Origin of the sequence: Herminiimonas aquatilis, assembly GCF_042665175.1 — a bacterium.
Classification (GTDB): Bacteria; Pseudomonadota; Gammaproteobacteria; order Burkholderiales; family Burkholderiaceae_D; genus Oxalicibacterium; species Oxalicibacterium aquatilis.
Genome location: NZ_JBHTCC010000003.1, coordinates 219025 through 232556, shown reverse-complemented (window position 1 = coordinate 232556; position 13532 = coordinate 219025). Strand labels below are relative to the sequence as shown.

8 protein-coding genes are annotated in these 13532 nt (G+C 53.7%); 2 read left to right on the top strand and 6 right to left on the bottom strand.

Going from position 1 to position 13532, the window contains the following annotated elements:
• The first annotated feature begins 15 nt into the window (after nucleotides 1–15).
• The gene (gene ppnN / locus ACFQO0_RS13525; protein WP_382235491.1) at nucleotides 16–1386 is read left to right on the top strand and encodes a nucleotide 5'-monophosphate nucleosidase PpnN; all 1371 of its coding nucleotides are present in this window, start codon (nucleotides 16–18) and stop codon (nucleotides 1384–1386) included.
• A 37-nt stretch (nucleotides 1387–1423) separates the two neighbouring features.
• Here the strand turns inward: ppnN and ACFQO0_RS13520 are convergent, their stop codons facing one another.
• Complete coding sequence (locus tag ACFQO0_RS13520; protein ID WP_382235489.1) at nucleotides 1424–3910, bottom strand: DUF1631 family protein; 2487 nt, start codon at nucleotides 3908–3910, stop codon at nucleotides 1424–1426.
• A gap of 344 nt (nucleotides 3911–4254) precedes the next feature.
• On the opposite strand from ACFQO0_RS13520, the gene ACFQO0_RS13515 reads away from it, so the two are divergent.
• Entirely contained in the window at nucleotides 4255–7458 is a 3204-nt protein-coding gene (locus tag ACFQO0_RS13515; RefSeq protein ID WP_382235488.1) for a bifunctional diguanylate cyclase/phosphodiesterase, read from the top strand.
• Between the two features lie 168 nt (nucleotides 7459–7626).
• Here the strand turns inward: ACFQO0_RS13515 and nadC are convergent, their stop codons facing one another.
• The 5 genes from nadC to ACFQO0_RS13490 all read right to left on the bottom strand — a co-directional run bounded on the left by nadC (nucleotide 7627) and on the right by ACFQO0_RS13490 (nucleotide 13518).
• Nucleotides 7627–8499 carry a carboxylating nicotinate-nucleotide diphosphorylase gene (gene nadC, locus ACFQO0_RS13510; protein WP_382235486.1) on the bottom strand — a complete coding sequence of 291 codons (873 nt, stop codon included), beginning with the start codon at nucleotides 8497–8499 and terminating at the stop codon, nucleotides 7627–7629.
• Nucleotides 8496–9635 carry a quinolinate synthase NadA gene (gene nadA, locus ACFQO0_RS13505; RefSeq protein WP_382235484.1) on the bottom strand — a complete coding sequence of 380 codons (1140 nt, stop codon included), beginning with the start codon at nucleotides 9633–9635 and terminating at the stop codon, nucleotides 8496–8498. The genes nadC and nadA overlap by 4 nt, the downstream gene beginning before the upstream one ends.
• A 206-nt stretch (nucleotides 9636–9841) precedes the next feature.
• Nucleotides 9842–11443, bottom strand: a complete 1602-nt coding sequence (locus tag ACFQO0_RS13500) for an ABC-F family ATPase (protein ID WP_382235482.1) — start codon at nucleotides 11441–11443, stop codon at nucleotides 9842–9844.
• A gap of 184 nt (nucleotides 11444–11627) precedes the next feature.
• Nucleotides 11628–12590 carry a muramoyltetrapeptide carboxypeptidase gene (gene ldcA / locus ACFQO0_RS13495; protein ID WP_382235480.1) on the bottom strand — a complete coding sequence of 321 codons (963 nt, stop codon included), beginning with the start codon at nucleotides 12588–12590 and terminating at the stop codon, nucleotides 11628–11630.
• Nucleotides 12591–12594: 4 nt separating this feature from the next.
• Nucleotides 12595–13518: an alpha/beta fold hydrolase gene (locus ACFQO0_RS13490; RefSeq protein ID WP_382235478.1), complete on the bottom strand. Its 924-nt coding sequence runs from the start codon at nucleotides 13516–13518 to the stop codon at nucleotides 12595–12597.
• Nucleotides 13519–13532: the final 14 nt, after the last annotated feature.

The following is a 13532-nucleotide window of genomic DNA, read 5'->3' as shown; positions in this document are numbered from 1 at the left end:
GGAAGCTAAGCACTCATGGAATACGAAGTAATCGACACCCAACTCTCACCTGAAGGTCGCCTGGATATTCTCTCCAAGGCCGAAGTACAAAGACTCCTAGACACCCGCAACGGCGGTCTTTACAGTCTGTTCCGCAACTGTGCACTGGCAGTACTGAACAGCGGCAGCACCACAGATGACGGCAAGGAATTGCTCGAGCGCTACAAGTCTTTCGATATCAGCATCATCCAGCGTGAACGCGGCATCAAGCTCGATATCAAGGGCGCACCCGCCACCGCCTTTGTTGACGGAAAAATGATCAAGGGCATACACGAGCACCTGTTCTCGGTCTTGCGCGATGTGCTGTACATCCACGACGAAATTATTTCCAACCCGACCTTCGACCTGGAATCTTCTGCCGGCATCAGCGACTCGGTATTCAGCATCCTGCGCAATGCCAATGCGCTGCATCCAAACCTCAACCCCAAGCTGGTGGTCTGCTGGGGTGGCCACTCGATCTCACGCGAGGAGTATGACTACTCCAAAAAAGTGGGCTACGAAATCGGCTTGCGCGATATGGACATTTGCACCGGTTGCGGCCCGGGCGCAATGAAAGGTCCGATGAAAGGCGCAACGATAGGTCACGCCAAACAGCGGATTTCAACCGGACGTTACCTCGGCATTTCCGAGCCTGGCATCATCGCGGCAGAAGCGCCTAACCCTATCGTGAACGATCTGGTCATCATGCCGGATATCGAAAAACGCCTGGAAGCGTTTGTACGCGCCGGGCACGGCATCGTGGTTTTTCCAGGTGGCGCAGGCACGGCCGAAGAAATTCTGTACATCCTCGGCATCCTGCTGCATCCGGACAATGCAGGCCTGCCCTTTCCGCTGCTTTTTACCGGCCCGGCCAATTCAGTGGATTACTTCAAGCAGATCGATGAATTCATTGGAGCGACTTTGGGACCGAAGGCGCAAGCACTGTACAAGATCATCGTCAACGATCCGGCCCAGGTGGCGCAGGAAATGCAGGCTGGCATTGCGCAAGTACGCGAGTTCCGCAAGAGCAAAGGGGATGCGTATTACTTCAACTGGACGCTGAAAATCGATCACCCGTTCCAGCAGCCGTTTTTCCCTACACATGAAAACATGCGCAATCTGTCCCTGCACAAGAACCAGGCCAGCCACTTGCTGGCAGCCAATCTGCGTCGCGCGTTCTCGGGCGTGGTGGCAGGCAATGTCAAGGACAGCGGCATACGCTCGATTGAAAAACACGGGCTATTTGAAATCAGCGGCGACCTCGAGATCATGGAGCCGATGGACGCGCTGTTGTCGGCATTCGTTGCACAAAGCCGGATGAAGCTGCCGGGCAAGGCCTACGTGCCCTGCTACAGGATCATCAAGTAAGAACAAGAGAAGAACAACAAGGTCAAAAAATACTTGTTTAGACCGTCAGCGGCTGCTGGACTTCGGCAACGTCCAGCAGCGATTCGATGGCGCGATCGAAGACAGGAGCGTATTCGATCATGCCTATCGACCCTTCGCGCAACGCCTTGATCAGGGAAATCGACGAGTAAATCAGCAAACGCGGCTGCGCGTGAGAGGCAGCCAGCTGAAACAAATAAAACGACTGCTGCGGATTTACCCACATCAATCGGGAAGGCTGATAGAGATTATCAGCCCACCATTCGACCACCGTTCCCGCTTGCATGCCGCCCAGCCAACCGGCATCCGAGCTGAGCAAGGTGCCCATATCGTTGTCCAGATGCTGATGTGCAGCGACGTTGAACTTGCACAAAGCGGATTCCAGGCGAACCTGCGATACCGTTGGCGCATGGATCGCGGCAGCTTCTTCATTCCCACTACCGATACGCAATGATGCGAAATGCTGATGCAGGGTCTCCAGCTTGACCGAGGCCTTGAGCGGCGTCGCTTGTATCATCCCCAACACAGTTGCATGCATCGCAATAAGATCATCGATCGCCTGCTTGGTTTCTACCTCAGGCAGCGCTATCAGTTTCATTCCCTGCTTGACCTGCCTTACCAGCTTGGGCAATAGCTTCATCAGCGCACTGCGCTCAGTCAAATCGTGCTGATGCACACTCCAGATCAGTTCGGGAATGACATCGCGGTAAGGCTGGCTGTCGATGTTCTCATCTTCATTTGCATGCACCAGTACGCGTGACCAAATCGTGATCAGGAAATCGACGGCACGTTTATCTGTCTGTATCGTCTGCAGCCGCTCACGCAGCACATTGACGGTTTCAACAATCAATACGTCATAACGTTGCGGATCTTTTTCAGCTTCGTCCAGCGCCTGGATGACACGCAGTATTTCCGCATCGGATTCCCGCAGGATTCTCGCCATTGCCTCATCAAATTGCGCCAATGTATCGGCAAAAACAATCAAATCGGTCTTGAAATCATTCAGGATTTTTTCGACGGTAGCAACCATCTCGGCATGAATTTCAATCCCCAGTGGGGTCGAGACATCCAGTCCGATGGCCAGCGATGCCATGCGATTGAGTAATTTTCTCGGCGCGTTATCAGCTTGTTCCAGAATACGTGGCACTAGCAACGCAGCCTTCAGGAAAGGCACTTGCAAACGCGTGATCGTGACGCGATATGCACCTGGTATCGACACATCATTGGCGATGAACGTGAACAGCATCGCGACCACATCCATCGCCATGCGCTCCATCTCGCTCAGTCTTTCAGTTTCCAGTGCGCTGTGCAGATCGAGCAACTCAGTGGAATCGTCACGCGCGATGGCTTCCTGTTGCAAGCGATGCAATTGACCGGTCAACGGATGCGGCTTGGACACGTCGTCATCAGTAACCGGGCGAAATTCGTCGGGAGCTTTATCCGCATGACGCGGATGGGATGGGATCCGATCAGGCGCAACCTGACTGAATATCTTCCAGACAAAATCCTGCAAAGCAGCCTGCCCGTCCTGCTCTGGCGTGCGCAACACATTATCTGCATCGGATGAGCGTTGCTGCATCAGCGCCAACATCTGTTCCAGTGCTGGCGGCAAGGAAAAACCGGACGGATAGTGTCCGGCCTGGTTGCCTGCGTGGTTAGAGGAATAATTACTCTGATAAGAAGTCGCAGAACTTCCAGAAAGATTGCCTGCGTTGCTCACTGCGTTGCCACCCGAACTGCCACCTGAACTCATACCCGGATGCGCGGCTTGATCGCCACCGGCAGACGGGGTTCCAGCATAGATCACTTGCGGGAAATTCTGCCCCTGCGGCATCAGCATTGCACGATCGCGGCGATTCATGGAGGCTGGACGCGCCAGCAGGCGCGCATGCACGCCGTTCGATTCAAACACTTCCCGGATAGCAGCAAAGTATTCCGGCAGTTCGGTTGCCAGTGCCCCCGACATGTGATCGAACAACATCGCACACAGATCGCTGGTGCTGCACATGGAACACAATACATCGTGCAAGGCACGCGCCATCAGATACGGACGGAAAGGGTTTTCCCGCTCCCGCACGTCATGCTCATCATGCAGTTGCGCGATCATCAAATTCAAACGACCGAGACTCAGTTGATCGGCATCGCGCAAACGTAGCACGCGGCGTTCCACTTCGATCTGGCGGGTAATGGTTTCGTCGTCGATCAGAGCCCAGGTATTGACGGATGCATCCTGCAATTCGTGCCGCAGATCGCGATACATGGTTTGCATGCCGCGCTCAACATAACCGGAATAACTTGCATTCAAGCGCTTGAGAAAAGGAACTTCCTGAGTTGCCAGCCATTCCTTCGCAGCCGAAAGTGTCTTTTGTTCGTTCGCCGAGCCGGCGCTGGGGCTTACTTGTCGGATGCTGGCATTCGCTTCCTGCAGCATGCGAGCAGCTAGAGCTGAAAATCGGAATAGCGCACGTTCCTTGGCCAGTTGAATCACAGGTTTGATGGCGTGCATTAACGAACTTCTTTCCAATGAAAATATGATGCAAACATGAAATTAATCATATCGCATCAAGGCTGCATGCGACATTCAAATTTTCCGTTACCGTCTATCTTTAACGGAAATTAACATTTAAAAATCTCACAGACACAATTGCCTGCACGCCTCGCTAAGGTGCGAAAATGGCCACTATTTTCCTGTATCCTCGACGGCGCACGAAAATTGCGCAAAAGAAATTATTGCTGCAGATTCACGCACCGTTATGGGATTGGATCAACCCCATATCCTCACTTCGCAATCGGAATCGATGGCACGCCCATTGCTGATAAAGAACATACCTCTGTTGGCTGATAGTCAAAATGAAGAAAAGTATTACAAAATTAATCGGTGGTCTGACAGTCGGGCGCAAGCTGGCACTGATTTACTTTCTCGATTTGACCGCGGTCATCTTCATTTCCGGCATCCTGATTCATGAAAAATTCATCGCCATCAATTTCTCCAACAAAGAAATCATCGGTAATTATTACATCGCGGCCGTCCGTGAAGCGCTAATCGCGTCGGTACAACTCGCAAACGATAAGCCAAAGGCGGCACAACACGCACAAGCAATCCGCGCTGCGGAAAAAAAATACGGCGATGAAATGGGGAGTAGTGAGCTGGCAGAGATTTATGCCAAATCCCTGCAGGCAACGCAACCAGGGCGCGATACGCTGACCCAAACTGACGATGCTTTCGCGCAAGGCCGCGCCTTGCTGACACGCATAGGCAACCAGTCCAATCTGATTCTGGACCCCGATCTGGACAGCTATTACACAATGTCGCTGATTGTTCTGCGCTTTCCGGAATTACTGGAATTGCTGGACCGTACCGGCGACCTGGCCGCGCAACTGCCAAAAATCTACGACGAAAATAGGCCTGTGCAACAGACACGCTTTCTGATTCTCGAAGGTAGGCTGGATGCCACGACCAAGGGAATTCAGAGCGATTACGATGAGGCATTCGCCGCCAGCCGTCCGACACTGCACTCTGAACTGGATAAATCACGTCATGATTTGCTGGTGTCCATCCAGCGTTTTCGCGTGGCCAGCCAAGCCATGGCCGGCATCATCAATGTCGATGAAACCGATGCCGACTATCAAGCATTGAGAATTGCTGCGATACGCGATTTGCACACTGCATGGATCGCTGCCGACCGACAGATGCACAGACTGCTGGAAGAACGTATAGCGCAAGCGTATAGCCGCATGTGGCAACATCTGGGTACCGCTGCATTGCTACTGTTGGTAATTCTGAGTCTGGTATTTTTTGTCGCACGCCAGATCGCCCTACCCATCCGCAACCTGGCACGCGTGGCAGACAATGTGCGGCGTTCCGGCGATTACTCCTTGCGCTCATCTTGGGACAGCACCGATGAAATTGGCCGTCTGGTTACCGGCTTCAACGGCATGTTGCAGCAACTGGATCAGCACCGCATCGCGCAACAGGAAATGGTCGCGCAGACACGTGCAGCGCAAGCGCAGCATGAACTGGTCGAAGCGATTCCGATTCCGCTGATGGTGACGTCGATTCCCGACCATGCGGTCTTGCATGCAAACGACGCCGCCCGCGCTTGGCTGGGAGGGCGCGATGAAAACCCGTGGAAAACCGGCATGCTACCCGCGCTGCGAGCACGATTTTTCCAGCGCTTGCATGATACCGATACCGTCGATGAATTTGAAGTGCGCTGGACCGGCGGCGAAAAACCTTCGTGGGCGCTGGTGTCTGCACGCTGTCTCGACTATCAGGGTCAACCTGCGGTACTGACGACTTTTACGCCGATTAATCACATGAAGTACCTGGAACGGCGGCTGGAATTGTGGGCCAAAGTATTTGAAGCCTCGTCCGAGAGCATCGTCATCATCGATGCCAGCGGTCGCATCGTCACCGTCAACCGCGCATTCTCCCGTAACACAGGCTATGAATTGCATGAGCTGATCGGCAAATACAGCATGATGCTGTTGTCGAACCGCAATCAAAAAAACTTTTCAAAGACACTGGCGCACACGACATCGACCAAGGGCTCATGGCAAGGCGAAATGTGGATAAACCGCAAGGATGGCGAATCTTATCCGGCCTGGCTGGTGATGAATGCCGTGCGCGACAAACAGGGAGAAATCCAGCATTACATCGCGATGTCGCTCGATATCAGCGAGCGCAAGGCCAATGAACAGCGCATTCACTATCTTGCGCATCATGATGTACTGACGGCATTACCAAATCGTTTTCTGTTCGATGAACGGCTGCAGATGGCGATCCAGCAAGCCAGGCGCGCCGACAGCATGGTCGCAGTCTTGTTTATTGACCTAGACAGATTCAAAAATATCAACGACTCCATGGGTCATCACATCGGCGACGGCTTGCTGATTTCTGTCGCACGTCGTCTGGTCGATACCGTGCGCGAAGGCGACACCGTCAGCCGCCTCGGTGGCGATGAATTCGTCATCGTTCTCAACAACGTGGAAAGCGCGGAAGAAGTCGGCAAGCTGGTCGAGCAACGCATGATCCCGCGCCTGCAACAGGCGCACATTGTCGATGGCATGGAACTATATATCTCGTGCAGCATAGGAATAGCGCTGTACCCGGACGACGGCGGCGACATCGACTTGCTGATGCGCCATGCCGATTCCGCGATGTATCAGGCCAAAGAAAGCGGCCGCAACAATGCGCAGTTCTTTACGGCCGAACTCAATGACCGCGTCGTCAAACGCATGCATCTGGAAAGCGATCTGCGCCATGCCGTAGAGCGCAACGAACTGGTGCTCTATTATCAGCCGCGCATCAATGCGATGACAGGCCGGCTGGCCGGCGTCGAAAGTCTGGTGCGCTGGCAGCATCCGAGTGAAGGCATGATCCTGCCGGCAAACTTCATCCCCGTGTCGGAAGAATCCGGTCTGATTGTCCCGATAGGCGCGTGGATCATACGCGAAGCGATGCGCCAGCACGTCGCGTGGAACGCCAGCGGTTTCGGCCAGATACCGGTATCGATCAATCTGTCAGCAGTGCAACTGAAAGAAGGCGGTTTGCTGAAAGTGCTGGAACACGCGCTGAAAGATATTCCTGCGGATGCTCGCCATATCGAGCTTGAATTGACCGAATCCATCCTGATGGACAACGTACCGGCCACGATCAAGGCCCTGGAAGAAATCAAGGCGCTGGGATTCTCCTTGTCGATCGACGACTTCGGCACCGGTTATTCCAGCCTGAACTACCTGTATCAGTTCCCGATCGACCGTCTGAAAATTGACAAATCCTTCGTGCAAAACATCCACATCTCATCGCATAACCTGGCGGTCACCAACGCCATCATCGGCCTCGGCCATACTCTGGGCCTTCAAGTCGTCGCCGAAGGCGTGGAGCTGGAGCAGGACGTCAACCTGCTGTGTGCCGCCGGCTGCGATGAGTTGCAGGGCTACTACTTTGGTAAACCTATGCCGGCGGAGCAGTTCGAGATTTGGTTGAAAATGGAACAGGATGCGGCTGCGAATGTGCCTGGCGGGATCGAAGATTCTGCCGAGTGGTTTTGATGTTTGATGTTTTGCGTATTGAGGGAGTTGACGCGTTTATTTCTTCGCCAGGCTCTCTCCAGCCATTAGCCATGAAAAAATGTCGGAATCAGCAACTAAAATCAAACTTCAAAACCACAATAGCAATAAAAAAGCCGCATAAAGCGGCTTGTTCAAAAAACACACATCCTATTTAGCTTCGATTATCCGCAAAGAATAATCCGTAGCCCGCACATCCTTGGTCAAACCGCCAATCGAAATACGATCAACACCGGTCTCTGCAATCGCCCTGACCGAATCACGATTGACACCGCCCGATGCTTCCAGCACCGCACGTCCGTTTGTCAGCGAGACAGCTTCGCGCATCATCTGCAACGAAAAATTATCCAGCAATACCGATTGCGCACCTGCCGACAGTGCATCCTGCAATTGCTGCAAGTCTTCCACCTCTATTTGTATGGTGACCCCAGCATTCAAAGCCAGCGCGGCCTGCATGGCAGCCTTCACGCCACCAGCTGCAGCAATGTGATTCTCCTTGATCAGGATGCCGTCATACAGGGCCAGGCGCTGATTCTTGCCGCCGCCTACACGCACTGCGTATTTCTGAGCCAGACGCAAGCCGGGCAGCGTTTTACGCGTATCCAGAATCGCTGCCTTGGTACCGGCAACCAGTACTACATATTCGCGCGTGGCTGTGGCAACACCCGATAACAACTGTAAAAAATTCAAGGCTGCGCGTTCAGCCGTCAGTAAGGCTCGCGCCGGTGCTTCAATCGCGCAGACTTCGCTATCAGCAGCCATCAGATCGCCTTCGGCATAACGCCAGACAATCTTGATATGCGCATCCACCTGCTTCATGACCGCTTCAAACCACGGCGCGCCGCACAGCACTGCTGCTTCGCGCACGATCACGTGCGCGTTGACGATCTCCTGCTCGGGCACCAGCTTGCCGGTAACGTCGCCGGTACCGACATCCTCTTCCAGCGCCGTCTCGATATTGGCTTCAAATGCAGCCCTGAGTGCAGCATCGAAAGGAGCAAATGGATTGCGCAACAGACTCATGCCGGACCTATTCCTGAAAACAGTTTTTGTTCTTTGGCCAGATCGCTGGATGGACGCACATTGGCTTTTTGCGCCGCTGCGAAATCCAGCATGCGATCGATACAGACGGTTGCCTTGCGGCCGAGTTCGGGATCGACATGAATTTCATTACGGCCCGATTCCAGCACGTCAGCCAGATTCTGCAAGCCATTCATTGCCATCCACGGGCAATGCGCGCAGCTCTTGCAAGTCGCGCTATTGCCGGCGGTTGGCGCATCGATGAATATCTTGCCCGGTGCGGCGGCTTTCATCTTGTGCAGAATGCCATTGTCGGTCGCGACAATAAACTCGGGCGCATCCATGGTTTGTGCAGCGTGTATCAATTGCGAGGTCGAACCAACGGCATCTGCCAATGCAACCACTGCAGCCGGCGATTCTGGATGTACCAGTACTTTTGCCAGAGGATGTTCTTTCTTCAGCAGTTCGAGCTCGACTGCCTTGAACTCATCATGCACCAGACAGGAACCTTGCCACAACAGCATGTCGGCACCGGTCTGCTTTTGGATATAGCCGCCCAAATGCTTGTCCGGTGCCCACAGGATTTTCTTTCCCTGTGCATGCAAATGCTCAACAATCTTCAAGCCGATAGACGAGGTCACCATCCAGTCCGCGCGCGCCTTCACTGCAGCGCTGGTGTTTGCATACACGACGACCACGCGATCAGGATGTGCATCGCAAAAGGCATTGAATTCATCGATAGGACAGCCGAGATCGAGCGAACAGGTCGCATCCAGATCCGGCATCAAAATGGTTTTTTCAGGGCTGAGAATTTTTGCCGTTTCACCCATGAACTTGACGCCTGCAACCACCAGCGTCTTGGCTGGATGATCGCGCCCGAAGCGCGCCATCTCTAGCGAATCGGATACGCAGCCACCGGTTTCCTCGGCCAGGTCCTGCAAGTCTGCATCCACGTAGTAATGCGCGACCAGTACGGCTTCGCGCTCTTTCAACAAGTGCTTGATGCGCTCCTTCAAGGCAACTTTTTCTTCTGGTGTAGGTGTGGCAGGCGTGCGGGCCCATGCGTGGGCGACACAACTGCTGCCGTTGTCCATCGCTGGACGTTCGAACTCAATGGTTTTGATTGGCTGGATTTGCATGGCTGGTCAGTGATTGAACACGATGAACTTGTTAGGCTGTGACGATATTGAAGTCAAATTGTAGCGTCATTCTGATGTTGAGGTTGAATGCCTCGGAGCAAGGAGAATTTGCCGTAAAACTTGGGGGAAAGACGTTGGCGCATATCAATGCAAACGTAAAAAAGCGCGACGGGGATTTCCACGTCGCGCTTTTCCCTGACTGCTTTTTAATCAATGCCTTGGCTGGTCAAATACTCTTCGTATGTACCTTGGAAGTCGACGATTCCGTCTTCTTTCACTTCCAGCACGCGCGTCGCCAGCGATGATACGAACTCGCGATCATGCGAAACGAAAATCAGGGTGCCGGCGTATTTTTCCAGAGCAATGTTCAGCGACTCGATGGATTCCATATCCATGTGATTGGTTGGCTCATCCATCAGCAAGACGTTGTGACGACCGAGCATAAGCTTGCCGTAAGTCATGCGGCCTTTTTCACCACCGGACAATACCTTGACGGATTTCTTGACGTCGTCGCCGCCAAACAGCAAGCGCCCCAAAATCGACCGAACCTGTTGATCGTCGTCGCCCTCTTGCGTCCATTGTCCGATCCAGTCGGTCAGGTTTTTGTCGCTTGCGAAATCTTCAGTCGGATCTTGCGGCATGTAGCCGACATTGGCGTTCTCCGCCCATTTGACCCTGCCGCCATCAGCATCCAGTCCTGCAATGTCCTGGCCGCCTATGCAACGCAACAAGGTAGTTTTACCGGCACCGTTGGCACCGATGATCGCAACGCGCTCACCGGCCTCTACAGTGATGCTGAAGTTTTTGAACAACTGTCGATCAAATGCCTTCGAAATACCTTCGACCGTAACGGCTTGACGATGCAATTTTTTCTCGCCGTCAAAACGCACGAATGGATAAGCGCGTGACGACGGCTTGATGTCATCGACCTTGATCTTCTCGATCTGTTTGGCGCGCGACGTCGCCTGACGTGCCTTGGATTTATTCGCTGCAAAACGACGTACGAATTCCTGCAACTCGGCAACCTTGTCTTTCGCTTTCGCGTTGTTTGCCAGTTGCTGGTTGCGCGCCTGCGTTGAGGCAAACATGTACTCGTCGTAGTTACCCGGATAAATCTTCAAGGTACCGTAATCCATATCGGCAACGTGCGTACATACCTGATTCAAGAAATGGCGATCATGGGAAATGATGATCATGGTGGAATTGCGCTCGTTGAGCACATCTTCCAGCCAGCGAATCGTGTTGATGTCCAGATTGTTGGTCGGTTCGTCGAGCAACAAAATATCAGGATTCGAGAACAGCGCCTGCGCCAGCAACACGCGCAACTTCCAGCCTGGCGACACATTGCTCATCGGCCCCTGATGCAAGTCGATAGACACGCCAGCTCCAAGCAACAATTCACCCGCACGCGATTCCGCAGTGTAGCCGTCGTATTCGGCAAACTTGGCCTCCAGATCCGCGGCCTTCATGTAATCGTCGTCAGTCGCTTCCGGATTCGCGTAAATTGCATCGCGCTCTGCCATCGCTGCCCACATTTCAGTGTGGCCCATCATCACGACGTCCAACACGCGCATTTCTTCAAAAGCAAACTGATCCTGGCGCAATTTACCCAAGCGCTCGTTCGGATCGAGCATGACAGTACCTGCGGTCGAATCCAGATCGCCGCCGAGGATTTTCATGAAAGTGGACTTGCCGCAGCCGTTGGCACCAATCAGGCCGTAACGGTTGCCGTCGCCAAACTTGACGGAAATGTTTTCAAACAACGGCTTGGGGCCGAACTGCATCGTGATATTAGCTGTGGAAAGCACTGATAAAGCCTTTGGAGGTATTAATTCGGATAGGCGGGCATTTTACCATTGTGGAGGTGGGTCGGCTGCGCTTGGCGGTGGCTTTTGCTGCCTTTTGCGGTGATTTGATGCTGAAATCTATATTTTTCTTTAGCTGGCTCAGCTGCCGGCGGGGTCGACACGTCAACAACGAAGAAAGAAAGTATCAGCAAGCAGCCAACGAACGATACCCACTCATGGTCAAAGAAAATGCCCCATTGGAAGAGTCCAGCTCAGCACGAGAACCGACCACCATCGTCGCCTTATCCGGGCCATGTCCAACCGGCAAGCCCGTCAACACCGGCACCGGCAAGTGCTTCCGCAAATACTCCACCATCTGCGCAAAGTCATATCCATTATCGTAATCCGTCAGCCGATACGATGAGAAGTCCCCCAGCAATATCGCCTGCTGATCGTCCAGCAGACCCGCATGCAATAACTGCAACATCATGCGTTCCACACGATACGGATGTTCATTCACGTCTTCGACGAACAAAATACCGCCTTGCACCTTTGGCAACCACGGCGAACCAACCAGATGCGTCAGCATCGCCAGATTGCCGCCCCAGAGAGTGCCCGTAACGGAGAGCTGCGAATTGTCTTCAGAATGACCGACAACCGTGTGCGAAGACTGCGTCAAACACTGCCAAAAATGATTGATCGTGTAATCACTCAACTCATCCCGCACAAAATCATCACACAACATCGGTCCGGAAAAACTGGTCGCCCCCGTCTGTGCCAGCAGACCCATCTGCAATGCAGTGAAATCGCTATGGCCGACGAACAATTTTCCACTCGCGGCCAGCATGCCGAAATCCAGATCCGGCAACAAACGGGTCAAGCCATAGCCGCCGCGCAAGGCCAGCACGACATCGACTTCAGGGGCTCGCGCAGCCGCATATAGTTGCGCAATGCGCGCGTCGTCGCTGGCACCGAAGCGTTGAAACTTGCCCGATGCATCCGTGTAGTTACGTACGCGACAGCCTTGCGCTTGCAGGGTCGCGAGACCGCACTCAACAGCAGCGGGATTCGGCGCATAGCCGCTAGGCGCAACGATGGCGACCAGCGGGCCTTCCGGCTTGTGAGCAAGCAGCAATTGCCGTACATCCTGATTTAATGCAATGCTCATGTATTTATTCAGCCATTGCAGCGACGGTCACGCTGACTGCATCGGCAGCATGGCAATGTGCAGCAATTTTCTGTGTGATTTCTTCCGCCAGTTGATCCGGCAAGTCATGTCCCATGCCCGGGATCTCCACCATCACTGCATTCGGTATCAAGCGTGAAGTGTCGCGTCCTCCGGCAATCGGCACCAGCGGATCGTCAATGCCATGTATGACCAAAGTTGGCGCCCCAATGTGTTTCAAAAGTTCGACCCGATCGCCGGACGCGCCGATGGCCAGCAATTGTCGTGTCGTGGCGATCGGCTCCAGACTGCGCTTTATGGTGCGCGATACGCGTTCGCGCAAAATCTCTGACGACGTTGGATAAGCCGGGCTGCCAATTACCTGCATCGTATGCACGAAATGTTCAACGAGCGCAGCATGCTGGGTCGGATCGGGAGCAGCCGAAAAAAGTACTTTCCGCGCTGCTCGCGTGGGTCCTGGCAAGCCGCGACGGCCGCTGGTAGACATGATGGAAGTCAGGCTTAGCACGCGTTCCGGATAACGCGCCGCAACGATTTGCGCGATCATGCCGCCCATAGAAGCGCCAACGATGTGTGCTCTCGGAATATCAAGCGCATCCATCAGGCCGATCGCATCAGCCGCCATGTCGTCAAGTTTGTAGCCAGCGGCGAGCTTCATCCTCAGCGCCATTTTCATCACGGCCAGCAGCGTATTCGGCTTGCCCAGATGATGCAGCTTGGTCGATAAACCGTTGTCACGATTATCGAAACGAATCAGATAAAAACCGCGCTCGACCAAACCGTTGCAAAAAGAATCTGGCCAAGAGACTGATTGCATCCCCAAACCGACAATCAATAAAAGCGGAGGATGTGCCGGATCGCCTTGCGTGTCGTACCAGATGTCGAGATCATTTACTTTAGCAATGGGCAAGCTGAAACTTTCAA

Excerpts from the sequence above, each read along its gene's own strand:
- ppnN (WP_382235491.1), top strand. The coding sequence starts at position 16 with ATGGAATACGAAGTAATCGACACCCAACTCTCACCTGAAGGTCGCCTG.
- ACFQO0_RS13520 (WP_382235489.1), bottom strand. The coding sequence starts at position 3,910 with ATGCACGCCATCAAACCTGTGATTCAACTGGCCAAGGAACGTGCGCTA.
- ACFQO0_RS13515 (WP_382235488.1), top strand. The coding sequence starts at position 4,255 with ATGAAGAAAAGTATTACAAAATTAATCGGTGGTCTGACAGTCGGGCGC.
- nadC (WP_382235486.1), bottom strand. The coding sequence starts at position 8,499 with ATGAGTCTGTTGCGCAATCCATTTGCTCCTTTCGATGCTGCACTCAGG.
- nadA (WP_382235484.1), bottom strand. The coding sequence starts at position 9,635 with ATGCAAATCCAGCCAATCAAAACCATTGAGTTCGAACGTCCAGCGATG.
- ldcA (WP_382235480.1), bottom strand. The coding sequence starts at position 12,590 with ATGAGCATTGCATTAAATCAGGATGTACGGCAATTGCTGCTTGCTCAC.